The sequence below is a fragment of the Bacillus sp. FSL R5-0523 genome (assembly GCF_037975295.1).
Lineage (GTDB): Bacteria > Bacillota > Bacilli > Bacillales > Bacillaceae > Bacillus > Bacillus subtilis.
In genome coordinates, this window is sequence record NZ_CP150251.1 from 2,221,789 (window position 1) to 2,244,573 (window position 22,785).

The 22,785-nt window shown below is 44.1% G+C and carries 25 protein-coding genes; 1 reads left to right on the top strand and 24 read right to left on the bottom strand.

The features are described from left to right. Positions 1–182 precede the first annotated feature (182 nt). The 7 genes from NYE53_RS11155 to NYE53_RS11185 are packed head-to-tail and all read right to left on the bottom strand — an operon-like array spanning position 183 to position 5,755. Positions 183–1,160 (bottom strand): bifunctional biotin--[acetyl-CoA-carboxylase] synthetase/biotin operon repressor, encoded by a 978-nt coding sequence (locus tag NYE53_RS11155; RefSeq protein WP_046340246.1) that lies wholly within the window; start codon positions 1,158–1,160, stop codon positions 183–185. Continuing rightward, positions 1,145–2,338: a CCA tRNA nucleotidyltransferase gene (locus NYE53_RS11160; protein WP_336154314.1), complete on the bottom strand. Its 1,194-nt coding sequence runs from the start codon at positions 2,336–2,338 to the stop codon at positions 1,145–1,147. The genes NYE53_RS11155 and NYE53_RS11160 overlap by 16 nt, the downstream gene beginning before the upstream one ends. A 4-nt stretch (positions 2,339–2,342) precedes the next feature. Then, positions 2,343–3,476, bottom strand: a complete 1,134-nt coding sequence (gene bshA / locus NYE53_RS11165) for an N-acetyl-alpha-D-glucosaminyl L-malate synthase BshA (protein WP_033884169.1) — start codon at positions 3,474–3,476, stop codon at positions 2,343–2,345. Continuing rightward, positions 3,473–4,183 (bottom strand): bacillithiol biosynthesis deacetylase BshB1, encoded by a 711-nt coding sequence (bshB1, locus tag NYE53_RS11170; protein ID WP_015383958.1) that lies wholly within the window; start codon positions 4,181–4,183, stop codon positions 3,473–3,475. The genes bshA and bshB1 overlap by 4 nt, the downstream gene beginning before the upstream one ends. After that, positions 4,176–4,589, bottom strand: coding sequence for a methylglyoxal synthase (gene mgsA / locus NYE53_RS11175; RefSeq protein ID WP_014477171.1), 414 nt, complete (start codon positions 4,587–4,589; stop codon positions 4,176–4,178). Before mgsA ends, bshB1 begins: the two co-directional genes overlap by 8 nt. 15 nt (positions 4,590–4,604) lie before the next feature. Further along, a complete protein-coding gene (gene dapB, locus NYE53_RS11180) occupies positions 4,605–5,408 on the bottom strand; it encodes a 4-hydroxy-tetrahydrodipicolinate reductase (protein ID WP_327829369.1) in 804 nt (267 codons plus the stop codon). A gap of 11 nt (positions 5,409–5,419) precedes the next feature. Next, positions 5,420–5,755, bottom strand: coding sequence for a nucleotide pyrophosphohydrolase (locus NYE53_RS11185; protein ID WP_004398044.1), 336 nt, complete (start codon positions 5,753–5,755; stop codon positions 5,420–5,422). 139 nt (positions 5,756–5,894) lie between these two features. Between NYE53_RS11185 and NYE53_RS11190 the strand changes: the two genes are divergently transcribed. Next, positions 5,895–6,767: a YitT family protein gene (locus NYE53_RS11190; RefSeq protein ID WP_003230635.1), complete on the top strand. Its 873-nt coding sequence runs from the start codon at positions 5,895–5,897 to the stop codon at positions 6,765–6,767. Between the two features lie 41 nt (positions 6,768–6,808). On the opposite strand, the gene ypjB is transcribed toward NYE53_RS11190, so the two are convergent. The 17 genes from ypjB to trpE all read right to left on the bottom strand — a co-directional run bounded on the left by ypjB (position 6,809) and on the right by trpE (position 22,683). Beyond that, positions 6,809–7,603 carry a sporulation protein YpjB gene (gene ypjB, locus NYE53_RS11195; protein WP_003230633.1) on the bottom strand — a complete coding sequence of 265 codons (795 nt, stop codon included), beginning with the start codon at positions 7,601–7,603 and terminating at the stop codon, positions 6,809–6,811. 68 nt (positions 7,604–7,671) lie between these two features. Beyond that, entirely contained in the window at positions 7,672–8,265 is a 594-nt protein-coding gene (locus NYE53_RS11200) for a DUF1405 domain-containing protein (RefSeq protein WP_014480114.1), read from the bottom strand. Positions 8,266–8,375: 110 nt separating this feature from the next. Further along, positions 8,376–9,143: a menaquinol-cytochrome c reductase cytochrome b/c subunit gene (locus tag NYE53_RS11205; RefSeq protein WP_003225562.1), complete on the bottom strand. Its 768-nt coding sequence runs from the start codon at positions 9,141–9,143 to the stop codon at positions 8,376–8,378. 34 nt (positions 9,144–9,177) lie between these two features. Beyond that, positions 9,178–9,852: a menaquinol-cytochrome c reductase cytochrome b subunit gene (gene qcrB, locus NYE53_RS11210; protein WP_003225560.1), complete on the bottom strand. Its 675-nt coding sequence runs from the start codon at positions 9,850–9,852 to the stop codon at positions 9,178–9,180. 1 nt (position 9,853) lies between these two features. After that, positions 9,854–10,357, bottom strand: coding sequence for a ubiquinol-cytochrome c reductase iron-sulfur subunit (locus tag NYE53_RS11215; protein ID WP_003230627.1), 504 nt, complete (start codon positions 10,355–10,357; stop codon positions 9,854–9,856). A 142-nt stretch (positions 10,358–10,499) separates the two neighbouring features. Next, positions 10,500–10,946 (bottom strand): YpiF family protein, encoded by a 447-nt coding sequence (locus tag NYE53_RS11220; RefSeq protein ID WP_014480115.1) that lies wholly within the window; start codon positions 10,944–10,946, stop codon positions 10,500–10,502. 54 nt (positions 10,947–11,000) lie between these two features. Further along, complete coding sequence (locus NYE53_RS11225; protein ID WP_004399171.1) at positions 11,001–11,540, bottom strand: ReoY family proteolytic degradation factor; 540 nt, start codon at positions 11,538–11,540, stop codon at positions 11,001–11,003. A 71-nt stretch (positions 11,541–11,611) separates the two neighbouring features. Continuing rightward, entirely contained in the window at positions 11,612–12,883 is a 1,272-nt protein-coding gene (locus NYE53_RS11230) for a tetratricopeptide repeat protein (RefSeq protein ID WP_339244776.1), read from the bottom strand. Between the two features lie 334 nt (positions 12,884–13,217). Continuing rightward, on the bottom strand, positions 13,218–14,504 hold the full coding sequence (gene aroA / locus NYE53_RS11235) for a 3-phosphoshikimate 1-carboxyvinyltransferase (protein WP_327829368.1): 1,287 nt from the start codon (positions 14,502–14,504) through the stop codon (positions 13,218–13,220). A 10-nt stretch (positions 14,505–14,514) separates the two neighbouring features. Then, positions 14,515–15,630, bottom strand: a complete 1,116-nt coding sequence (locus NYE53_RS11240; RefSeq protein ID WP_014480118.1) for a prephenate dehydrogenase — start codon at positions 15,628–15,630, stop codon at positions 14,515–14,517. 48 nt (positions 15,631–15,678) lie between these two features. Continuing rightward, entirely contained in the window at positions 15,679–16,761 is a 1,083-nt protein-coding gene (hisC, locus tag NYE53_RS11245; protein WP_327829367.1) for a histidinol-phosphate transaminase, read from the bottom strand. Positions 16,762–16,771: 10 nt separating this feature from the next. Then, positions 16,772–17,575 carry a tryptophan synthase subunit alpha gene (trpA, locus tag NYE53_RS11250; protein ID WP_339244779.1) on the bottom strand — a complete coding sequence of 268 codons (804 nt, stop codon included), beginning with the start codon at positions 17,573–17,575 and terminating at the stop codon, positions 16,772–16,774. Then, positions 17,568–18,770: a tryptophan synthase subunit beta gene (trpB, locus tag NYE53_RS11255; protein ID WP_327829365.1), complete on the bottom strand. Its 1,203-nt coding sequence runs from the start codon at positions 18,768–18,770 to the stop codon at positions 17,568–17,570. Before trpB ends, trpA begins: the two co-directional genes overlap by 8 nt. Beyond that, complete coding sequence (locus NYE53_RS11260) at positions 18,751–19,398, bottom strand: phosphoribosylanthranilate isomerase (protein WP_327829364.1); 648 nt, start codon at positions 19,396–19,398, stop codon at positions 18,751–18,753. Before NYE53_RS11260 ends, trpB begins: the two co-directional genes overlap by 20 nt. A 4-nt stretch (positions 19,399–19,402) precedes the next feature. Beyond that, complete coding sequence (gene trpC / locus NYE53_RS11265; protein ID WP_339244783.1) at positions 19,403–20,155, bottom strand: indole-3-glycerol phosphate synthase TrpC; 753 nt, start codon at positions 20,153–20,155, stop codon at positions 19,403–19,405. Further along, a complete protein-coding gene (gene trpD, locus NYE53_RS11270; protein ID WP_327829362.1) occupies positions 20,148–21,164 on the bottom strand; it encodes an anthranilate phosphoribosyltransferase in 1,017 nt (338 codons plus the stop codon). Before trpD ends, trpC begins: the two co-directional genes overlap by 8 nt. After that, the gene (gene trpE / locus NYE53_RS11275) at positions 21,136–22,683 is read right to left on the bottom strand and encodes an anthranilate synthase component I (RefSeq protein ID WP_339244786.1); all 1,548 of its coding nucleotides are present in this window, start codon (positions 22,681–22,683) and stop codon (positions 21,136–21,138) included. The genes trpD and trpE overlap by 29 nt, the downstream gene beginning before the upstream one ends. Positions 22,684–22,785: the final 102 nt, after the last annotated feature.

Consider the following 22,785-nt stretch of genomic DNA (forward strand, 5'->3'; position numbering starts at 1 on the left):
TCCGTTACAACGAGAAGGATTCTTCACTTTCTAAAGTTCGGCGAGTTTCATCCCTCTGTCCCAGTCCTTTTTTGGATCAAGGCAGACTGCTGCAATGTCTATCTATTTTAATAATAGGTGCAGTTCGCAGGCGATACTGCCCAATGGAAGTATACCAAAATCAACGGGCTTGTACCAACACATTAGCCCAATTCGATATCGGCAGAATAGATTTTTTTAATGCCTTCGTTCGTTTCTAAAAGCAGAACGCCTTCATCATTTATACCTAACGCCTTACCGTAAAAGGTTCCGTTTAACGTTCTGGCTCTCATATTAGTGCCAATACCGAGCGCATAGCTTTCCCATAAAAGCTTAATCGGCGTAAATCCGTGCGTCATATAATCCCGGTACCGTTTCTCAAAGCATAATAAAATATGCTGGATGACGCCGGCCCGATCAATTTTTTCCCCAGCAGCTTGGCTGAGGCTTGTCGCGATGTCCTTCAATTCATCTGGAAAATCATTAGGCTGCTGGTTAACGTTAATGCCGATCCCAATGATCACTGAACGTACGCGGTCTTCTTCAGCCTGCATTTCCGTTAGGATGCCAACTGTTTTTTTTCCGTTAATCAAAATATCATTTGGCCATTTAATATCCGTTTGGATGCCTGCTGCCTCTTCTATTCCCTGCACAACAGCTACTGCAGCAAGAAGAGTCAGCTGCGGTGTTTTTTGGAGCGGAATGTCAGGCCGCAAAATCAGGCTCATCCAAACGCCGTTTCCTTCTTGAGAATGCCATACCCTAGACATTCGGCCCCTTCCGGCTGTTTGTTTGTCAGCCACCACGAGGGTGCCTTCCGGTGCGTTATTATTCGCGAGCTCATGAGCCGTTTTTTGCGTGCTTGAAAGAACGTCATGATAAATAAGATGCTGGCCCATCACTTCCGTTTTTAATCCAAAACGAATTTCGCTTTCACTGAGTTTTCCGGGCTTTTTGATGAGCCGATATCCTTTTCTTCTAACGGCTTCTACTTCATAACCCTCTTTCCGAAGTTCTTCAATATGCTTCCACACAGCAGTTCTTGAACAGCCGAGAGCATCACTAATTTTTTGGCCGGAAATAAATTCATTGCCGGCCTGAGAAAATAATTCAATAAGGTCTTTTCTTAATGTTGACCGCATGTCTTCAGCCACTCCTCTATGTGTTTCTTTTGATTGGAGAGCTTCCCTGTCACAACAGCCTGCTCGATCCGCTGTAATTCTTCCGACACCCATTTTCCGGCCGGCCGGTTTCGAAGCGCAAGTAAGTCCTTACCCGTGATATCAAGATCCTTAAGGCTTTTGATCGGCAGGTTTTGATAAGCGTACTGAATGTCCTTCAGTTTCTTTTCATCCAGTTTTTCGTTTTGCCGAAGCTGCGATATTTTGGCCGCTGAGAGCAGTGCTTTTTCCCCAGCTCTGTACATTGTCATTACGTCAAGGCTCTGGCCAAACGTATCGGCAATGTGAATGGCTTCCTTGATCACTTTTCCCGGGAGCTTCCAGGCTTTCAGGAAAAGGGGCGCGTCTTTCAAAACTATGCCAAGGTTAATTAAAAGAGCAGCCCAAAGCTCCTCACGGGATGTTAAAGAGAAGAACGGAAACTCACTCGTTGAAATCAGGTTTTCTCGTTTATGATAAAAACCAGGAAGCTCTTCATACAATCTCGTTTGAATGAGTGTTTGAAGCGCCTGGCGAGAAGCTCTTCCCTGCAGCAATTTCTCGAACTCTATAGTTTTTCGTTCGACTGAAACATGGGAGAGGAATGATTTTTCTTTCGCAATGGCTTCTTCTGTTTCCGGTGAAAGCGTAAAGTCAAGCTGGCTCATAAAGCGTACGGCTCTCAGCATACGAAGCGCATCCTCTAGAAATCTATCCTCAGGCTTTCCAACGGTTCGAATCACTTTCTGATCAATATCTTTCTTGCCGCCAAAATAATCAAGCACCTTCCCGTCCGCTGTCATGGCCATCGCATTGATCGTTAAATCTCTGCGTTTTAGATCCTCTTCTAATGATGAGATAAATTGCACTTCTGACGGTCTTCTGAAATCAACATAATCAGATTCAGTCCGGAATGTCGTGACTTCATAGGTTTCATCCTCCCAGAGCACAATAATGGTCCCGTGCTCTTTGCCTACATCAACAGTCCGCTGAAACAGCCGTTCTACTTGATCAGGTGCCGCATCTGTCGCAATATCGACATCTCCGATCGTTCGTTTCATATAGCTGTCACGAACTGCGCCCCCGACAAAATAAGCCTGATGGCCTGCTTCGATTAAGATGCGGAGCACGGGAAGTGCTTTGATAAAAACTTTTTCCATGTGATCACTCCGGTTCTGCTAAATCGGCATAAATCTGTTCATACTGACTGACAATTTTTTTTGAAGAAAATTCATTTTCAAGCATCTCTATTGCCGCCTTTGTAAAACGATTGCTTAGCTGTTCATCTTCTAAAATGCTCATCGCGCGGGCTGTTGCGGCCCCAACATCACCGACGTCCACCAAAAATCCGCTCACATTGTTTTTAATAACCTCAGGGATACCGCCAATGTTTGTTCCGATACAAGGCACTCCGCAAGCCATCGCTTCAAGCAGGACAAGGCCGAAACTTTCTTTTTCAGATAGCAGCAGCTTCAAATCGCTAATAGAATAAAGCTCTTCAACACGGTCTTGATTTCCAAGCATTAAGACTTGGTCTTCCAAGCCATATTTTCTGATAAGCTCGCAGGCTGTCGATTTCTCCGGACCGTCTCCGACTAAAAGCAGCTTCGCTTTCGTTTTGCCAGCGATATTGCGGAACACACGGATGACATCCTGCACGCGTTTAACTTTTCTGAAGTTGGACACATGGATGACGACTTTTTCATCTGGTAAAATTCCATGTTTCTCTTTAATTGCCGCTGTGTTTTTCTTCAGATACACGCGCTCGTCTATAAAGTTATAAATCGTTTCAATTTTTTTCTCCGGTTTAATTAAATCGTATGTTTCAGCCGCAAGCGCTGAGGAGACGGCCGTCACCCTGTCTGATGACTCAATAGCAAAACGGATCAGATCTTTTAGAGACGGATCATAACCTAACACCGTGATATCCGTGCCATGCAAAGTGGTAACAATGCCGATATTGCGTTTCAGCATTTGTTTTGCAAGATAGGCGCAAACGGCATGCGGGAGAGCATAGTGAGCATGGATAATGTCTAAATTCTCCCGTTCCGCCACCTCAGCGATTTTGCTTGCCAATGTCAAATCATACGGAGGATACTTAAAAACAGCATATTGATTAACCTCAACTTCATGAAAATGAATATTGGGATGATATGTATTCAGTCTAAACGGAATGCTTGATGTGATGAAATGGATTTCATGTCCCTTTTCAGCAAGCTGCTTCCCCAGTTCTGTCGCAATGATACCTGAGCCTCCAACGCTCGGATAGCATGTGATTCCTATTTTTAGTTTTCTCATTGTTCGCCCCCAAGCACATCATGATCAAGCATCAGCATCCGTTTTGAAAAGAAACCTTCGGCATACTCCACGCCCGCTTCTTTACCGTAAAGCTTTTCTCTCGCTTCAACGATTTCAATATACCCATTCGTCAGAGGAGTAGAAACGGAATCCTTTGACGGGATAAACTGGCTTTTGTAGGCGTTGAGGCTTTGTTTCTTTGCCTCTATTGTATCCGAGATATCAATAACAAAATCCGGCTGATGAAAACCATTTATCATATAATAGTAAACCTTGCTGACTTTATGCGCCGGAAGGCTTTTTTCGTCTTTATATTTATGGATTCCGGCGGAAAAGATCGCTTCTTCCACCAGTGCAGCCGCATTGCCGTGATCCGGATGGCGATCCTTTTTATACGGCATAAAAACCGCTTTTGGCCGACAGGTTCTGATGACAGTGACAATCGACCGAATTGCCTGATCACTCATTATTAGGCCGCGGTCTGGAAGCGTTAGCTGAATTCTTTTATCTGCGCCTAATATGCGGGCTGCTTCAGCTGCTTCTTCTTTACGCAAACTGACCGTACCGTTAGAAGAGAGTTCCGCTTCTGTCAAATCGCATATCATTACTTTTTTTTCCTGTTTGACAAACTTCGCTATTGTGCCGCCCATTCCGATCTCGACATCATCACTGTGGGCGCCAAAAGCAAGAACGTCAGCATTATACATTCGGCTCTTCTCCCCGAAGAAGGTCACGGAATTCGAAAACACCTTCATCAAGTGTGCGGACGAGAATTTCCGCAGTACCCATATTTGTGGCGAGCGGAATGGAATACACATCACATAACCGGATTAATGCCGAGACATCCGGTTCATGCGGCTGCGCGGTCAGCGGGTCGCGCAAAAAAATGACAAGATCGAGTGCATTGGCAGCGATCAGTGCACCGATTTGCTGGTCTCCCCCTAAAGGGCCGGATTGAAAACGTTCAATTTGAAGACCTGTCGCCTCTTGAATTTTCAACCCTGTGGTTCCGGTTGCGTATAGATCATGATTCTTTAAAATATCCCGATAGGCAGTCGTAAATTGAACCATATCCTGTTTTTTCTTGTCATGCGCGATCAAAGCAATTTTCATTGTTTATCCCCCCGTCTAATCAATGATATTTTCTAAACCGTACACAAGCTGATCAATCTTCATGACTTGTTCGACTGACAGTTTAACGCCTGACATGAAAGAAGCACGGTTATAAGAATCATGGCGTATCTGAAGCGTTTGGCCATCCATGCCGAACATGACCTCCTGATGCGCGATCAGTCCCGGAAGACGGACGCTGTGCAAGCGAATGCCGTTTTGCTCCGCTCCTCTTGCTCCTGGGAGAATTTCTTTTTCATCCGGATGTCCTTGCTGCTTTTCTTTACGGACTTCTGAAATCATTTCCGCTGTTTTAAGCGCAGTTCCGCTTGGTGCGTCAAGCTTCTGGTCATGATGAAGCTCAATAATCTCAACATCCTCAAAATAGTTGGCAGCCATTTTTGAAAATTTCATCATCAGTATCGCACCGAGCGCAAAATTTGGCGCAATGATGGCTCCGATCCCTTTTTCTTCTGTTAAAGACGTGAGCTCTTTTAAATCAGCTTCTGAGAAACCGGTTGTTCCGACAACTGGACGGACTCCGTGCTCTAATGCAATTTTTGTATGTACTTTTCCGATTTCGGGCGTTGTTAAATCAATCAAGACATCCGGTTGTGTTTCTGTAAAACAGGCATGGATATCTGTATAAATGAAAGCATCTGACTCAACAGGTATCACATCAGATAATTTTTGCTGATCGTATGTATGGTCTATGGCCCCGACAAGGTCAAAATGAGGTGTTCGTTCTGCCAATTTAACAGCTTCCTGCCCCATTCTTCCACGCGGTCCCGCAATGACTACTTTAATTGTTTCGTTTGACATCTCGATCTCCTCTACTTTCCTTCTTCTTTTCTGGTCCAGCGATCTTTATCTCTTGTATTAAATTTATGCATGACTCGGTCGTGGGCTTCCTCTAAAGAGATATCAAGGGAGTTGGCCAAACAAACCAATACAAATAGCACATCGCCCATTTCCTCTTCCATGCTTTTATCATCTTCAGTCGCTTTTTTTGGTTTTTCTCCATAACGGTGATTCACTTCTCTGGCAAGCTCGCCCAGTTCTTCAGTCAGCCTCGCCATCATGGCCAGCGGGCTGAAATATCCTTCTTTAAATTGGCCGATGTAACGGTCTACTTCAGCCTGTATGTCTTTCATTGTTTTATCACTCACTGAACGAAACCTCCTATCATCCTCTTACATGTTAGCTAATTCAGATACGTTTGACAAATGTTTAAGCACGTTTGCTGTTTTCTTTTTCATCCACTATAATATAAACGCTATCTAATGGAAGGAAAAGGGGTTTTGTGTGATGCTTGGAGAAATTAGATTAAAAAACATATTTTTTATTTTAATCGGAGCGGCAATTTTTTCATTTGGCTTGGTTCATTTCAATATGCAGAACAATCTGGCTGAGGGCGGTTTTACAGGTATTACACTTTTGCTTTATGCCCTTTTCCACATCAGCCCCTCTATCTCGAACCTGGTGTTGAACATTCCGATTTTTTTTATTGGCTGGCGTTTGCTCGGCAGGACAATGTTTGTTTATACCCTTGTCGGCACTGTAGCCTTGTCTTTGTTCCTCAGCATCTTTCAGCGATATGAAATCCATATGCCCCTTCAGCACGACTTAGCGCTCGCCGCTTTATTTGCCGGCGTATTCATCGGAGCCGGACTGGGAATTATTTTCAAGTTCGGCGGAACGACAGGCGGTGTTGATATCATCGCACGTTTAGTGAATAAGTATTTTGGGATCCCGATGGGCAGAACGATGTTTGCTTTCGATGCCTGCGTCATCATTTTGTCTTTGCTTACTTATCTCTCCTATAAAGAAGCGATGTATACGCTGGTAGCTGTATTTGTAGCGGCAAGATTAATCGATTTTATTCAGGAAGGCGGATACGCTGCTAAAGGCGCTACGATCATCTCTTCGAAAAACGACCTGATTCAGAAAAAGATTCTTGAAGAAATGGAACGAGGCGTCACCATTTTGAAAGGACAAGGTTCCTACACAAAAGAGGATATAGATGTACTTTATTGTGTGGTGCCGAAAAACGAATTGGTGATGCTGAAAAGCGTGATTAACTCCATTGATCCCCATGCCTTTGTAGCGGTAAGCGATGTTCACGATGTGCTCGGAGAAGGATTTACGCTTGATGAAAATAAAAATCCGCTTCCGCGCTGACATGTAATAGAAAAAAGGCGGCTGACCGCCGCCCCTCATCCTTATTTAGGGTAGTCCCTTTTTTTCAGCTTGTTTTTTTCCGCCTTGTACTTTCTGTAACCGACATAGGTAAGAGCAGTAATGATGATACTGCCTGTTGTAATGATCACCCAGAGTAAAGACGGATCGGCATCATCCTCCTCCACCCTGTCAAACACATTTTTCAGGTCATGCTGAAGAAGGGAAAGCCGTTCAAGCTTCGTGCTCTCTGTCATTTGCTGAAATTCCTCTTGCTCAATAACATCTATATGTTTTCCGACTGTTTCAAGCTGATCCTCTGATACATCGATTGTAAGACTGGGGTAAATCAAGTCATATAAACTGATAAATTCATTCCATTTTTCATGAAAGCTTGTGCTTCCATTCTTTTGGACATCTCGCTTCAGCTCAGTAAAAGCTTCCATAATCGGTTTTTCCAGTGAGCCCCAAAGCGGATCAGACCGATTGTCAACCGCATCCATCAGCATTCTGAACTGCGCGGCTGCTCTGAGTTTTTGTGTGTCTGATGTATCAGCTTGCTTTAAACTCCGAACCATATCATTATAGCCCAATGTGATTTGCCGAATTTGGGCTCCCGTTAGCATGGGGTCTTGCTGTTTTTTCTCAGCGGATTTTAATGTTTTTTCAAAATACTCCAAGACTTGAAGCGCCTCTTCATATTTCGCCTGTCGGGTCATTTGAAAGACTGTATCGGATAGATCATTCAATTCCTCGAGGCTTCCCCGCTCTGCAGCCTTGGCATTTCCATTATAAAAAATAAGTGCAATCAACAAACAGATCGTCAGCTTTCGTTTCATGCAGGTCCCTCCCACTCTCTCTCCTTACAGAATATGAAGAAAGGGACAAGGATAGACCAACATTGTCTTTACATCAGCTCAAGCTTCGTTTGCTTTTTTGAGACCACAAGAAAGTAAGCGAGCGCGATTGAAAAGATGCTTAGCCAAAATGTTCCGTATCCTATTTCAGTCATATAATCAGAAAGCATAGAATACCGCGGCATCATATCAAACAAGTAGTCAATGACATCGTTATGCAGTGTCCAAACTGCAGCAATTGCAAGATGCCAAAATGAAAAACGAAAATACGGACTGTATAATACGCCTTGAACTGCCATTGCAAAATGCGAAGCAATTAGCATGTAGCCCTCCCATGGCAAGTCACCAGTTACTGCAAGCACAAGAAAATTCATAGCTACCGCCCATAGGCCATACTTTACGAGGGTAACTAGCGCAAGCGCCTCAAAGAGCGGAGCATTCCGTTTCATGAGAAAGGCAAGCAGCACAAACAGAAAGAAAAACGTTGCTGTCGGACTGTCCGGAACAAAAATCAGGAAACGGGCCGGTGTCTCCAGAAGCTGCGGCAAGTACCAATAGTAGCCGTAAACCGTTCCCAGAAAATTAATGGCTAAGACAAGAATAAGCATCGGCCGCTGCCCTAATACATATTGAAACCATTTCACATCGAATCAACTCTCAGTCTGTAAAAATAATATGTCCATATAAAAAAGCTGACGCCGGGTCAGCTTTTGATAATAAAAGTATATCCTTCCATTTGACAATTCACAATACGTTATTTTGCGGTTGTTTCAGAAATAAATTTTGCAAGTTCTTCGAGCTGCTTATCATTTCCTTTGAACACACCCGCCGGCATTTTGCCTTTCCCTTCTACAGCGATTTTTTTGATTTCATCCGGTTTCAGCCCGCTGTCAACCAATGAAGGCCCGGCCGCTCCTCCTTGAAGGTTATCCCCATGGCAAGAAATACAGCCCTGTTCCTTAAAAACCTTATATCCTTCTGCATTGGTGTCAATGTCGGCTTCTTTTGTAATTTTCCCCTGTTCTTCTGCCTTGGCCCAGTCATGAGTAGCAACTGACTGCCACGTCAAAAATACAGCAGCGGAAATGGCCAGAAGCATCATACCGACAGCGACCGGACGCTTCCACGGCCTTCTTTCTGTCCCTCTGTCTAGGAATGGAGCCAAAAGCAGGGCCCCAAAAGCGAGACCTGGCATAATCATGGCGCCGACCACTGTAAAGCTTCCAGCGGCGTATTCATACTTCAACAGCTGGTATAAGAAAAGAAAATACCAATCCGGCAGCGGAATATAACCAGTATCAGTCGGGTCCGCCATCCGCTCCAAAGGCGGCTGATGCACAATCGTCAAAACGAGAAAACCGATGAGAAAGACAGCTCCAACCATCCATTCCTTTAACAAGAAATTTGGCCAGAAAGCCTCTGTTTTACCGGGATACTCCGAATAATCCTTCGGTATATTCGGCTTTTTTTCAGCCGGTATCCTTGAGTCGCCTACAAATTTCATCCCTTTGCCCCGGTGCATGTCATCCCCTCCCTTTTATTCGCAGATCAAGAGTTTAAAGCGGTCCTGAAATCCCCTGCTTCCGGATCATAATAAAATGTGCAGCCATCAGCCCGAACAATGCGGCAGGAAGAAAAAATACATGGATCGCAAAAAACCTAGTCAGCGTTTGGGCGCCTACAATATCCGGATGCCCTGCAAGGAGCGTTTTAACTTGCGTTCCGATCAAAGGCGTGGCTTCGGCGATCTGCAGCCCGACTTTTGTTGCAAACAGAGCTTTCATATCCCAAGGAAGCAAGTAGCCTGTAAAGCCAAGACCGAGCATAACAAAAAAGATCAGCACACCGACAATCCAGTTCAGCTCGCGCGGTTTTTTATACGCGCCTTGGAAAAAGACCCTCAGCGTATGTAAAAACATCATCACAATGACCAGGCTCGCACCCCAGTGGTGCATCCCCCTGACAATCTGGCCGAATGCCACTTCATTTTGCAAATAATATACCGATTCCCAGGCATTTTTGATATCAGGCACATAATACATCGTTAAAAACATTCCAGATAATACTTGGATAACGGTTACAAAAAACGTCAGTCCCCCAAAGCAATACACAAACGCAGAGAAATGATGGGCGGGATTCACATGTTCCGGTACTTCGTGATCGGCAATATCCCTCCACATCGGTGTAATATCAAGCCGCTCGTCTACCCAGTCATAAATTTTGTTCAGCATGTCACCCTTCCCCCTTAGGCTTTGCTTTTCCAAGATACAGGAAGCCGTCTTTTACTTCTTGCTCATAATGATCAAGAGGCGCAAGCGGCGGCGTGCCAGGGACATTGGTGCCGTCCTTTTCATAGAGTCCGTAATGGCATGGACAAAAGAATTTATTCGGGTTTTTAGGATCACTATTCCAGTTCACCGTACACCCTAAATGTTTACAAATTGGCGAAAGTGCTACAATTTCATCCCCGTTTTTGAAGACCCAGGCTGATCTTGACTCTTCAGACTCATACCAGGCATCGACTTGATTAATTTTAAAATCAAAGCGCTGCGGCTCTTTTGTCAACTCATCAACGCTGACAACCTGAACCATATCCTGCTTCCCTGTCGATTTTAATACCGGGTCGAGTGCGAAGCGAACCATAGGCATGAGCATACTAGCCGCCATAAAACCTCCTACGCCTGTGAGCGTGTAATTCAAAAATTGACGTCTGGATATATCATGTTTTCCGCCCATCTCTTCTCCCCCCTCTAGGTCACCCCTGCAAACTGACTAAAATAGAAAATATTGCAATAACTCTAGACACCCTCATAATATATGAATCTCTCAGCAAGGTCAATATAGCCAAAATATTGTTCATAAGGAAATGTAAGTGTTTTTATGAAGTGCTCCATAACTGTAACAAAACGTTCAAAATTTCAGCAGTGCGTTCATCCAATATTTTTCTTTTTAAAGAGTCATTTAAATGCTCTAATGGAACAGACGGTGTAACAATCATTTTGCCTAACGCATCCTCAGCTCTCCAACTTTCGTCAGATGTGAGCAGGACAACATGCGGAAATTCCGTTATCAGCTCTTCCCGCAAATCCTTAAGCCCTTGAACGGTTATTTCATTTCTATCAACATATGTATAAGGCGGAAGTAAATATACCCGTCCCTTTAACTGCCTTTCAAGTTCTTCTGAGAGAAGCTGCGTAAACTCGCCTTTCTCCGCCGCCATTTTAAAATGGTTATTAACCCTTATGTTAATTAATGGTATGACAGCGGTATCAATGTAATCCTTAGCTTGTAAATAGTCCTTGGCATCAGTGATTCTCCACCTCATCGTTCTCCCCCTTTACGGCAACAAGCCTTGCAATTCACTGCAAGGCTGGTCATATTATGTGAGCTGATTTAATTGGCGCGATAATTGTTCAAATGCCTCTTTATCATGACGATCTAACGCGTCGTCAATGTCTTTTAATAATTTTTCTCTTTGGAATGTGGAAATAGCGTGCTCTAAAATCTGTTCCGCCAATCCCTGATCTTTTTTATTCTCAAAAAGGTTTTTCGGAATATGCGGGTTGGACTCCAGCACCGCCGCATATTCAGGTGAGCTGTAAGCCGAACGGAAATTAAGCTGGATAAACAAATCCTGCTGTTTATTTAATCTAATATCATGAAAAGATTTTTCCGCGTCGGTAGTCATGACATTCTCTTTATAGAACCGGAACGGAACTTCTTCAACACAATGTGTTGACATTATAATGCCTCTCGGGCAAAATTCAGCCTGCTCCACAAAATGAACCTTCTCCATGAGAGAATCATGGCTCATTAAGTAGTTCAAGATCCAAACGCACTCTCGGCGCTTTAACTGATAATGGTTTAAAAACCAACGGATAAAATCTTTTTTCTCATTGACAGAAACAGGGGTCTGCATGTAATTCCCTCCTCTATCGTTCGTATAATCTATATACTTATATGTTCCACATGAATGGTTAATATTCCTGCTTATCTAGAAAATTCATCCTCGATTCGCAAAATCGTTTCTTCAAGCTCTTCATTGGCTCCGTCCATTTCAAGAACCTTTTTCAAAAGCGGCAGCGCTTCTTTTTGAAGGCCTTCTTCTAATAGGAAGCTTGCGTATTCATATAAGAAATCTCTATCCTCCCGATAATGAAGATAGGCAGCCTCAAAGGATTGTTTTGCTTCCTCGTATTGCTCTAATTCAGTATATGCGCTTGCAAGATACCAATTGTATTTCGGATCTTCTTCACCGTAGCTTCGAACCTCTTGAATAAGATAAATGATCTGATCATAATCCTCTTCTTTGTGATACACGGCAAGAAGTGTATGAAGCGCCTCGACAAAGCCCGGATCAAGCGCAAGCGCCTCCTGAAGCAGCTTTTTCCCCTCTTCTGACTTCCCGATTTTTAAGGCCATTTTGGCGGCATAAAGGAAAAGTTCTTTGTTATATTCATCATATCTGATCCCCTCTTTTGCCGTTTTTAATGCCTCTTCATACATTCCTTCTGCTTCATAGCTTTTCGAGAGCGGCATATAAAGTGAAGTATAAGATGGATCAAGCTCCTTTAAATCAGACAGCTGCTTAATAGCTGTTTTCACAAGCCCCGCCTGTAAGGCTGTAAAACCATAGCCGAAAATCGTATTAGGGTCAGGATTCTCATCGACAGCTTTCTCATACCATGGAATGGCATCCTCAAATTCACCAGAGGCACTTAACGATTCTGCCAGTCTTTGATGGACATTAACGCCTCCGATCTCACTCTGCTCCTCAGCCGTTGTTTTAAAATATTGAACCGCTTTTGCATAGGCTCCCTGAGCAAAGTAAAGTTCTCCCAGTGCAAAATCAATAACAGGTTCATTGTCCAGAATGGACTTTGCTTGTAAAAGCTTTTGTTCACTGACTTCGAATAACCCCTGCATCTGATAAAGATCCGCCATAAGCAGCAAACTTTCCGGATATGATGGATCTGTTTCCGGAATAGTCTCCAGCACAGCGAGGGCTTTTTCTTCTTCGTCAATATCTATTAAAAGTTCAGCGTAGAAATTCGTCAGTTCTGTTTCATTTGGATATAAATCATGTAGATCACTAATCAGTGAAATGGCTTTTTCTACATCGCCCCACTCGTAATAAAGCTGGGCTGCAATGGCTTTATCTTCATCATGCAGCTGTTTTTCAGCCTTCGAGAGCGTGTTGAGGCCTTTTTCTGTTTCACCTGCTTCAACTAATTTTATGGCTTCTTGAATCAATGTATTCAAATCGGACCGGTCCTTTCTTTTCCTATACAACATCAACCATACAAAAAAGCTTTATTTGTTCGGGTTAATCTTATCATAATTCAGACGAATGCCTCCGGCAAATAAGATGCTTCTGTACGGAAGGGAATTATTGAGTCTTATTAGTTTACCAAAAGATCTTGAGATAGAAAATGAAAAAAGGAAGATCGCCCTCTGTACAGTAAAGCAGCTCTTTGACCTGCCGGCTTGTAAGTAAAGCACATCCCCCCTTTTCGTTTTTCTATCCCCTCTATAAGACAAGCTATGTTTTTTCGCCTCGAATTATGATCTGCATAAAAAATCCTGAAGTAAAACTTCAGGATTTTTTCGAAAGCTTATTTAAATGCTCGAAGAAGGTTGGATAAGAAACGTGAATGGCATCTGTGTGCTCGATTTCAATCGGCTCCTCCGTTATACAGGAAGCAATACCAAGCATCATTCCGATTCGATGATCTCCGTGGCTGGACACTGCAGCGCCGCCTTTCAACGTTTGTTTGCCATAAACCTTCATTCCATCTGCTGTCGGTTCAATTTCAGCACCCAGCTTGCGAAGCTCAGAAACAACAGTATCAATACGGTTTGTTTCTTTCACTTTTAGCTCTGCCGCGTCCTTAATAACGGTGGTTCCTTCCGCCTGAGTCGCAAGAAGCGCGATGATAGGGATCTCATCAATTAAACGCGGAATGATATCTCCTCCGATTTCAACTGCTTTTAGAGATGACGTTTCTATAATCAAATCTCCATAAGGCTCTGCACCGCTATCAGCAGATGGTTTGATTTCAAGTTTTGCCCCCATGTTTTGAAGGACGTCAATAATACCTGTCCGAGTCGGATTTAAACCTACGTTTTTCAATACAATTCTGCTGTTTGGAACCATCGCGCCAGCAGCAAGGAAAAACGCGGCTGAAGAAATGTCTCCAGGAACAAAAATATCAGCAGCTGTCAGTTTCTGGCCACCAGCAATGGAAACACTCGTTTGATCTTCAGAAAGCTTAACGCCAAAAGCAGAAAGCATCCGCTCAGTGTGGTCCCGAGATTTATGGGGCTCTGTGACAGTTGTTGTGCCCTCAGCCTGTAATCCGGCCAACAAAACAGCAGATTTAATTTGCGCGCTTGCAACAGGTGATACATATTCAATGCCTTTTAATGAAGCGCCGCTCACTGACAGCGGTGTAAATTCTCCGCCGGCTCTGCCGTCGATTTTAGCCCCCATTTTTTTCAAAGGCTCAGTCACACGCTTCATTGGGCGCTTCGCAATGCTCTCATCTCCGGCTACCGCGCTGTAAAAAGGACGGCCCGCTAATATTCCGAGCATCAGGCGAATCGTTGTACCTGAATTTCCGACATCTAAAAGGCTTTCTGGCTCTTTCAGGGCATCGATTCCTTTTCCGTGAACCACGACATCGCTGCCGCTTTGCTCAATGTGAACACCCATTTTTCTAAAGCAATCGATCGTGCTCAGACAATCTGCTCCCGGCAGAAAGTTTTTAACTGTTGTTGTGCCTGCCGCTAGCGCGCCAAACATAACAGAGCGGTGAGAAATGGATTTATCACCAGGAATATGTATTTCTCCATGTAAGGTCTGCACCTTTTCTCGTTTCATTTTTTCCACCTCAATCAGCATAAAAAGTTTCATATTCCGCCCGGGCTTCAATGCATTGTTCTGCCCTTTTGCGGTCGTCATCAGACTGAAAACTGATCCTTAAAATCCCGTTAATATCCTCTCGTGTTTCGATAATGCGGATATTCGTGATACTGATGCGCTCCGCAGCTAAGATCGCTGTTATCTCGGATATTACACCCGGATGATCGGGTACATCCACATATAAATCATAAAATGCAGGTATCGCTCCCTTCTGCCGAAGCGGCAGCCCGTCACGATAATCCTTGGCGGTTTTAAAATAACGAAATAGATTTTCCGCATCTTCTTGTTCTACATATGTACGGATCTTGTCAATTTCACGAATCCACTCATCAAAACGGTCTAAGATTTTATCTTTATTATGTAATAAAATATCCCGCCACATTGCCGGGCTGCTTGATGCAATCCTTGTAATATCTCTGAACCCGCCGGCAGCAAAACGCTTAACAAGCGGATACAGGTTTTCCGAATGATGGGTTTGGTGAACAAGGCTAGCTGCTACAATATGCGGAAAATGACTGATTACGCTTGTAACGCCATCATGCTCCTCAGGCGACATTTCCACAAAATGGGCATTTGTCCCCTTCAGCAGGTTTTTTAACTGTTCCACAGCTTGTTTGTCCGTTTTCTGGCCTGGCGTTAAAATATAAAATGCATTTTCAAACAGGAACTCCTTCGCAGCGGCCACTCCTGATTTATGTGAACCCGCCATCGGATGCCCTCCGACAAATTGATAGCGGCTAGGCAGCACTTGATCAGCGTAATCAACCACTTTTTGCTTTGTGCTTCCTACATCCGTAATCAAAAGCTCATGTTCAATTCCTGAATGAGCCAGCTCTTCAAGCATAACCAGTGTTTGTTCGACAGGTGTCGCAATGATTACTGTAGCTGCCTCTTTCGCACCGCTAATAAACGAATCAGCACGATCGTCTATCACACCTAATTTTAATGCCGCTACCGCCTGTTCATCAGAGATGTCGATTCCGATAATCCGTTTGCCGGGATGATTTTTTTTGATCGCTAGGGCAATCGAACCGCCTATCAATCCGAGACCGGCGAGCAATATTGTATCTTTCATTTGATTCATACGTCATCACCTGGTTTATAGACTAAAGAGGTGATATTAGATCACCTCTTATAAAATTTCAGCTAAAATTGCAAGTATTTCTTCATTTTGCTCTTTTGTTCCGATCGTAATCCGGAGTGATGTCGGGAAACCTAATGCATTTCCTGACCGGACGATATAGCCTTTTTCCAGCAGAGCCTGAAACAGTTCATCAGCAGGACGTTTAAAGTCAATTAACACAAAATTTGTCTGTGAAGGGTAGCACTTTAAACCATGAGTTTTCGCAAAATCATAATACTGCTGAAGGCCTGCATTATTTTGCTCGACACAGGAAGCAATAAACGCTTGATCATCAAGAGCGGCAATCGCCGCAGCCTGGCCCAGACGGCTCGTATTAAACGGCTCTCTCGCCGGCTCAATCTGGCGAATCAGGTTCTCGTCAGCAATTCCGTATCCGACTCTGAGCGCTGCCAGACCGTATGCCTTTGAAAATGTGCGCAAAATCATCAAATTGGAATACTTGCTTAAGAGCGGCACGGTTTCCGGGTAATCCTCTGCTGTTACATATTCATAATATGCTTCGTCAAGAACAACAAGGACACGTGAAGGAACGCGCTCCAGAAATGCGAGTAATTCTCCTTCAGATGTATAAGTGCCAGTCGGATTATTCGGGCTGCATATCCAAACGACTTGTGTCTGTTCGTCGATGGCTTCTAACATGGCGTCTAAATCATGTGAGCCGTCGGGACGAAGTGCAATTTCACGCACTTCAGCACCTTCAATGACCGCATTATGTTTATATTGCGGAAAAGTGGGGGCAGCAGTAACCGTGTTTGTTTTATCGTTAAAAAATGCCCGGCAGATGATCTGTATGATTTCATCAGAACCGTTGCCGAAAATAAGTGATGTTTCGCTGACATTGAGGTGCTTACTGAGCCTTGTCCGCAAAGCGGCGCTATACCCGTCCGGGTAAAGGGCAAGCTGTTGAATCTCATGATGAAGCGCCTCTTTTGCAGCCTCTGAACAGCCGTAAGGATTCTCGTTTGAAGCAAGCTTCACCACTTTATCCAAGCCATATTCTGATTTCACTGCTTCAATCGGCTTTCCAGGCTGATAAGGCTTCAGCTGTTTTAAATGTTCTTTGATACGCAAATCAGTCACCTCATTTTAAACTGTACAAGCCGCTAAACGCCATTGCGTAATCCTCAAACTCCTGCAGCGCCTGATTTCTCGTTTCAGCGCTGATGAGCCGGTCCTTTAATTCTTCTATTTTTCTGACGAGCGCACTTCCCACTACGACACCGTCACAAATTTCATTCATCTTTATGACCTGTTCACGGTTTGATATACCGAACCCTACAGCAACCGGAACAGTGCTGAGATTCTTCACTGTCCGAATGAACGGGTACACGGATGAATTGAACTCATTGCGGACACCGGTCACACCCAGAGAAGATACACAGTAGACGAAGCCCTCGGCTTGTTCAATAATGGTTTTCAAACGGCTTTCGCTTGTCGGCGCAACCAAAGAAATATACGTCACCTCATGGCTTTTACATTCCTCTTGAAGGCTGTTGCTTTCTTCTAGTGGCAGATCCGGAACAAGCAGACCGTCAATATGATTTTCCCGCAGTAAAGCGAAAAAGTATTCTTTGTTCAATTGTAACACAGGATTATAATACGTAAAGAGGATAATCGGAATATTCACTCCGTTTTTTTTCATTTCTCCGCCTAATTCGATTGCCTTTACGATATTCATTCCTTGATCAAGTGCCCGCTTTGAAGCCCGCTGGATCACCGGACCGTCTGCAAGCGGGTCAGAGTATGCAACACCAAGCTCCAATGCAGTGGCGCCTGCTTTTTGGAGTGACTTCGCCAGTTCAATCGAAACCTCAGGAACTGGATCGCCCGCCGTAATAAACGGGATAAACAATTTTTCTGATGGTTGAAGATCCAATTTAAACATGGGCTTTCACCTCTTCTTCCAATACCTTCATTAATGTGTTGACATCCTTGTCTCCCCGTCCTGATAAACAGACGAGAATGAGTTGACCGCGATCCATTCCTTTGGCGAGTTTGAATGCTTTCGCTAACGCATGGGCAGATTCGATTGCCGGCAAAATCCCCTCTTTTTCTGACAAAAGCTTTAATGCATCCACCGCTTCTTCATCAGTGATACTGTCATAAGTGACACGGCCGCTCTTATGCAAGTATGCGTGCTCCGGACCGATTCCAGGATAGTCGAGACCGGCTGAAATAGAGTAGGGCTCAATAATTTGCCCGAACTCATCCTGAATGAGATAAGTCAATGAACCGTGAATAACCCCTACGGTTCCTTTCGAAATAGTGGCGGCATGAAGAGGCGTATCAATTCCTTTTCCTGCTGCTTCAGCGCCGATCAGTTCAACATCTTCATTTAAAAATGCCTGAAACATACCTATCGCATTGCTTCCTCCGCCTACACATGCCACTACTTTATCAGGCAGAGTGCCTTCAATACGTTTCAACTGGTCCTTCGCTTCCTCTCCGATCATTTTTTGAAATTCACGGACCACTTGCGGATAAGGATGCGGGCCGACAACTGATCCAATCATATAAAAGTGATCCTCACAATGCTGAACCCAGTACCGGATCGCCTCATTTGTGGCATCTTTCAATGTTCCGTTTCCGCTTGTTACAGGCACTACCTCCGCTCCAAGAAGCTTCATGCGGAAAACGTTCAGAGACTGGCGGGCAACATCCTCTTCACCCATAAACACAGTACAGGAAAAGCCGAATTTGGCTGCAACTGTTGCAGCGGCAACGCCATGCTGACCGGCACCAGTTTCAGCAATGATTTTCGTTTTGCCCATTTTTTTAGCAAGCAGCGCTTGACCTAGCGCATTATTGATTTTATGAGAACCTGTATGGTTTAAATCTTCTCGTTTCAAATAGATTTTCGCGCCGCCTAAGTATTCAGTGACTCGATCAGCGTATGTTAATGCAGTCGGCCGTCCGGAATAGTCCTTTAACAGCTTATAATACTCTTCACGAAAAGCGGGATCATCCTTGATTTGCTTAAATGCTGTTTCTATTTCATCTAACGGCCGCATGAGTGTTTCCGGAACAAACTTTCCACCAAAATCACCGTATCTGCCTATTTCATTCGGATATGGATACATATCGGTTCATCCTTTCTTCTAAAAGCCTCATCAGATTCTGATCTTTTTGTCCGTTTTTTTCAATTCCGCTGGCAAGGTCAATTCCTTCTGGCTGCCATTTCAATAGGCCTGTGATGCTATCCGGATTCACGCCGCCAGCGATAAAGCAGCGTTTACCAATAGCCGCCTGCTGATATTCCGGCACACATTCCCAAGAAAATGCAACACCAGTTCCGCCTCTAGACCCTTTTACAGATGAATCAATCACAAAGCCGTCAACATGATCTTTAAAGCGGGCTATTTCTTGAGTTGTGTTATCTTGATGGTGAAGCGCCTTCCATATTTCACAGCCTGTCAGCTTGCGAAGAGCATCAGCATCCGCCGGTTTTTCATCACCGTGAAGCTGAATAACGTCGAGCTTCAAGCTCTTGGCAACACATGACATCGTCTCTAGTGATTCATTAACAAAAACACCTGCAACCTGTTTTTCGACACGAACTTGGTTCAGCCATTTTTTCACATCTTGCGGAGATACTTTTCGTTTGCTTTCAGCAAAAATAAATCCTAGGTAATCAGCCTGTGATTCCGCCGCAAGCTGCAAATCCTTTAGTGACCGAATACCACAATATTTTAATGCCGGTTTCTTCACAACCTCACTCCCTAAACAAAGCATGGATTGCTTTACGCTGAGAAGTTTGTCTCATCAATGATTCACCGATAAGTACAGCTCGCGCCCCATGTTCATTGACAAATGTTAAATGTTCTAAAGAACCGATTCCGCTTTCGCTGACAAGCAAGGATTCTTTCGGAACGAGAGATGCGATTTGTTCTGTCTGCTTTACAGATGTTTCAAACGTTTTTAGGTTTCGATTATTTACGCCGAGAATGTCGGGTGTGAACACTTTCAATATTTGTTCTAGCGTTGATGCATCATGAACCTCCACTAACACGTCCATCCCCTTTTCACCTGCTTCAAGATATAATTCATGAAGGTGTAAGGGATCAAGCACCTCGCCGATTAACAATATGGCATCCGCTCCGATTCTTCTTGATTCCTCTACTTGAAGAGAATCAATAATAAAATCTTTTCTAAGTACAGGAATCGAAACAGCACGCTTTACGTCTGATAAATAGCTGTTTTCTCCTTGAAAAAACGGGGTGTCTGTTAAAACGGAAATCGCATCTGCCTTCGCAGCCTCATAGTCTTTTGCAATCTGCACAGGCACAAAATCCTCTTTAATAAGCCCTTTTGACGGCGATGCTTTCTTCACTTCAGCAATCAACCCGATAAACCGATTCGGGCTTACCAGCGCCTCCTTAAATGAACGTTTCTCGAAAGGCTGCTCTACCGGCAGAACCAGTGTTTTCACTTCTTCTTTCTTTTGTTTGATGATTTTTTCAAGCATAGATCTCTTCCTCTTTCTGCTTTAGTCGTTCAAGCTGCGCGGCAGCGCCTCCGCTTGTAATCGTCTCTAACGCCAGCTCCGTTCCTTCCTTCAGTGAGGCGGTAATTCCCGCCGTGTAAATCGCAGCACCCGCATTAAAAGCCGTAATAGATAAAGCGGAACTGCTGCTTTTATTTTCAAAAATATTCTGAATGAGATAAGCGCTCTCTTTCGGAGACTTCACCTGTAAATCTTCAAGTCTGCCATTTGTGAAACCGAAATCTTCGGGTGAAACGGTATACTCCCGGCGCTCTCCGTCCTTTAATTCAATCACGTCGGTCGGTGCTGTAATTGAAAGCTCATCTAAACCGTCACGGCTTGATACAAACATAACGTGCTTCGGCTGAAACGTCTCCAGTGCGCTTGCCATCAGTCCAGCTTTTTCAACAGAATAGACCCCAATCACCTGACGCTTCGCCTGTAAAGGATTGCTGAGCGGCCCAAGCAGATTAAATACCGTTCTGAAACCTAGCTCTTTTCTAGTACCTGCTACATGTTTCATAGACGAATAGTAAAGCGGCGCAAAAAGAAATCCCATGTTGTTTGTTTCAATGCTGCTTTTGACCTTTTCGGGAGTGGTTTGAATAGAAACCTCTAGCTCCTCTAAAACATCAGCGCTTCCGCTTTTAGAAGAGACAGAGCGATTGCCATGCTTAGCGATTTTCGCGCCAGCTGCCGAGGCAACAATTGCCGAGGCCGTTGAAATATTAAAAGTGGAAATACCGTCTCCCCCGGTTCCGCATGTATCAACAATATCAGGAAGTCCATCGACTGTAAGAGCGTGTGCCCGCATTGCCTTCACAAAACCCGCAAGCTCTTCTGGCGTCTCCCCCCGATGAGCAAGAATAGACAATATACCACCCATTTCAGAAGGAGTCATTTCCGCTGCCATCATCATATTCATCAGCGTTTCAGCCTCACCGGCAGTAAGGGTTTTTCCGTCAACGCACAATTGTAGAAATCTGTTCATCAGCTTTATCCTCCTTGCTATGAAACATGTCTTCTGCAATATGAATCGTTTTCAGCAGCGCACCGGCTTTATTACAGCTTTCTTCGTATTCGGCTTCCGGAACAGAATCAGCAACAATGCCAGCACCTGCCTGTATCGATGCAACGCCGTTCTTTACACTCATCGTGCGAATCGTAATACAAGAGTCGATATTCCCGTCAAACCCAATGTAGGCAATACATCCTCCGTATGTCTCTCTCGGTGTTGGCTCGAGCTCTTGCAAAAGCTGCATGGCACGGATTTTGGGTGCGCCTGTTAAAGTCCCCGCCGGGAAAGCAGACATCAGTGCATCGACAGGATGAACCCCTTTTTTCAATCGGCCTGTAACCACCGAGATAATGTGCATGACATGTGAAAAGGAAACAATTTTTGTGAACTCCGGCACAGAAACAGAACCATACTCTGCTACTCTGCCGATATCGTTTCGGGCAAGATCAACGAGCATGTAATGCTCCGCTTTTTCTTTTTCATCCTTCATGAGCTCAACCTTCAGTCTCTCATCTTCAGCTTTGTCTGCACCGCGTTTTCTCGTACCGGCAATCGGATGGATTTCCAAGTGCCCGTCTTGAACGTGGATTAACCGTTCCGGAGAGCTGCCGACTATTTCTCTGTCTAGCAGTTTCATATAATACATATACGGCGAAGGATTGACGATCCTAAGCACTCGGTATAACTCAAAAGCATCTGCTTTTATCGGCACCTCAAATTTTTGTGATAAAACACCCTGGAAGATATCGCCTGCTTTTATATAGCTTTTGATTTTTTCTACATCAGCCATAAAAGCCGATTTTTCATAATTAGAAGATACCGTCTCAAAGCTGGGTGTCTTGTATGAATCAGCAGAGAGAAACAGCTCTTTTATGTTTTTTTGGCCCATCATTTTTTCAATGAGATTTTGAAGCTCCAGATGATTTTGATGGAATACATCCATTTTTTCGTTTTCTGTTTCCTCTCCATTAAGCCTTGCATATTGGATAAAGTGGACGTTTTTGGTTTCATGATCATACGCAATTAATGTCCGGCAAACAAACAGCATACACTTTTCCATGTCTGTTTCTTTTGTATGCGAAGGAACAGAAGGCTCAATCAGCGGGATCATATCATAGCTTAAGTACCCGACAGCTCCGCCGACAAAAGGAATGCCAAGCTGAGGTGTTTTGATTTTGTATGTGGTATTCATCCAGTTCAGCACTTCTTTTAGTTCATTTCCTGTGTAAAGAGAGTTGCTGTCCTGATCAGCGGCCGAAAAACGGCCCTGCTCTTCTTTAATTGTGAGAAATGGATTCAGGCCGATAAACGAATATCTTGACCAAGTGGATGTATCGTCCTTGCTTTCAAGAAGATACGTAATCTCCCTGTCAAGCTTCTCTATCATTTGAATGGGTGTCAGTGTATCGACTGTGAAGGTCTCCACAATCGGTATCGTGTGGTGGGACAAGCTGTCCTCTAAAAATGCGGAAATGTTTGATTGGAAATTCATTGCTCTCACTCCTTATGGCAAGGAGAATGAGAAGATGGCATGAGAGGATAAAATACTATATAACAAATAAACCCAAAAGAAAGACTTCTTTTGGGTAGAATA

Coding starts and splice junctions, on each gene's coding strand:
- NYE53_RS11190 (WP_003230635.1), top strand. CDS start 5,895: ATGCTTGGAGAAATTAGATTAAAAAACATATTTTTTATTTTAATCGGA.
- trpC (WP_339244783.1), bottom strand. CDS start 20,155: ATGCTTGAAAAAATCATCAAACAAAAGAAAGAAGAAGTGAAAACACTG.
- dapB (WP_327829369.1), bottom strand. CDS start 5,408: ATGTCAAACGAAACAATTAAAGTAGTCATTGCGGGACCGCGTGGAAGA.
- NYE53_RS11205 (WP_003225562.1), bottom strand. CDS start 9,143: ATGCACCGGGGCAAAGGGATGAAATTTGTAGGCGACTCAAGGATACCG.
- bshB1 (WP_015383958.1), bottom strand. CDS start 4,183: ATGTATAATGCTGACGTTCTTGCTTTTGGCGCCCACAGTGATGATGTC.
- ypjB (WP_003230633.1), bottom strand. CDS start 7,603: ATGAAACGAAAGCTGACGATCTGTTTGTTGATTGCACTTATTTTTTAT.
- NYE53_RS11155 (WP_046340246.1), bottom strand. CDS start 1,160: ATGCGGTCAACATTAAGAAAAGACCTTATTGAATTATTTTCTCAGGCC.
- aroA (WP_327829368.1), bottom strand. CDS start 14,504: ATGAAACGAGAAAAGGTGCAGACCTTACATGGAGAAATACATATTCCT.
- NYE53_RS11240 (WP_014480118.1), bottom strand. CDS start 15,630: ATGAATCAAATGAAAGATACAATATTGCTCGCCGGTCTCGGATTGATA.
- trpD (WP_327829362.1), bottom strand. CDS start 21,164: ATGAACAGATTTCTACAATTGTGCGTTGACGGAAAAACCCTTACTGCC.
- NYE53_RS11160 (WP_336154314.1), bottom strand. CDS start 2,338: ATGGAAAAAGTTTTTATCAAAGCACTTCCCGTGCTCCGCATCTTAATC.
- mgsA (WP_014477171.1), bottom strand. CDS start 4,589: ATGAAAATTGCTTTGATCGCGCATGACAAGAAAAAACAGGATATGGTT.
- qcrB (WP_003225560.1), bottom strand. CDS start 9,852: ATGCTGAACAAAATTTATGACTGGGTAGACGAGCGGCTTGATATTACA.
- bshA (WP_033884169.1), bottom strand. CDS start 3,476: ATGAGAAAACTAAAAATAGGAATCACATGCTATCCGAGCGTTGGAGGC.
- NYE53_RS11220 (WP_014480115.1), bottom strand. CDS start 10,946: ATGAGGTGGAGAATCACTGATGCCAAGGACTATTTACAAGCTAAGGAT.
- NYE53_RS11225 (WP_004399171.1), bottom strand. CDS start 11,540: ATGCAGACCCCTGTTTCTGTCAATGAGAAAAAAGATTTTATCCGTTGG.
- trpB (WP_327829365.1), bottom strand. CDS start 18,770: ATGTATCCATATCCGAATGAAATAGGCAGATACGGTGATTTTGGTGGA.
- NYE53_RS11215 (WP_003230627.1), bottom strand. CDS start 10,357: ATGGGCGGAAAACATGATATATCCAGACGTCAATTTTTGAATTACACG.
- trpE (WP_339244786.1), bottom strand. CDS start 22,683: ATGAATTTCCAATCAAACATTTCCGCATTTTTAGAGGACAGCTTGTCC.
- trpA (WP_339244779.1), bottom strand. CDS start 17,575: ATGTTTAAATTGGATCTTCAACCATCAGAAAAATTGTTTATCCCGTTT.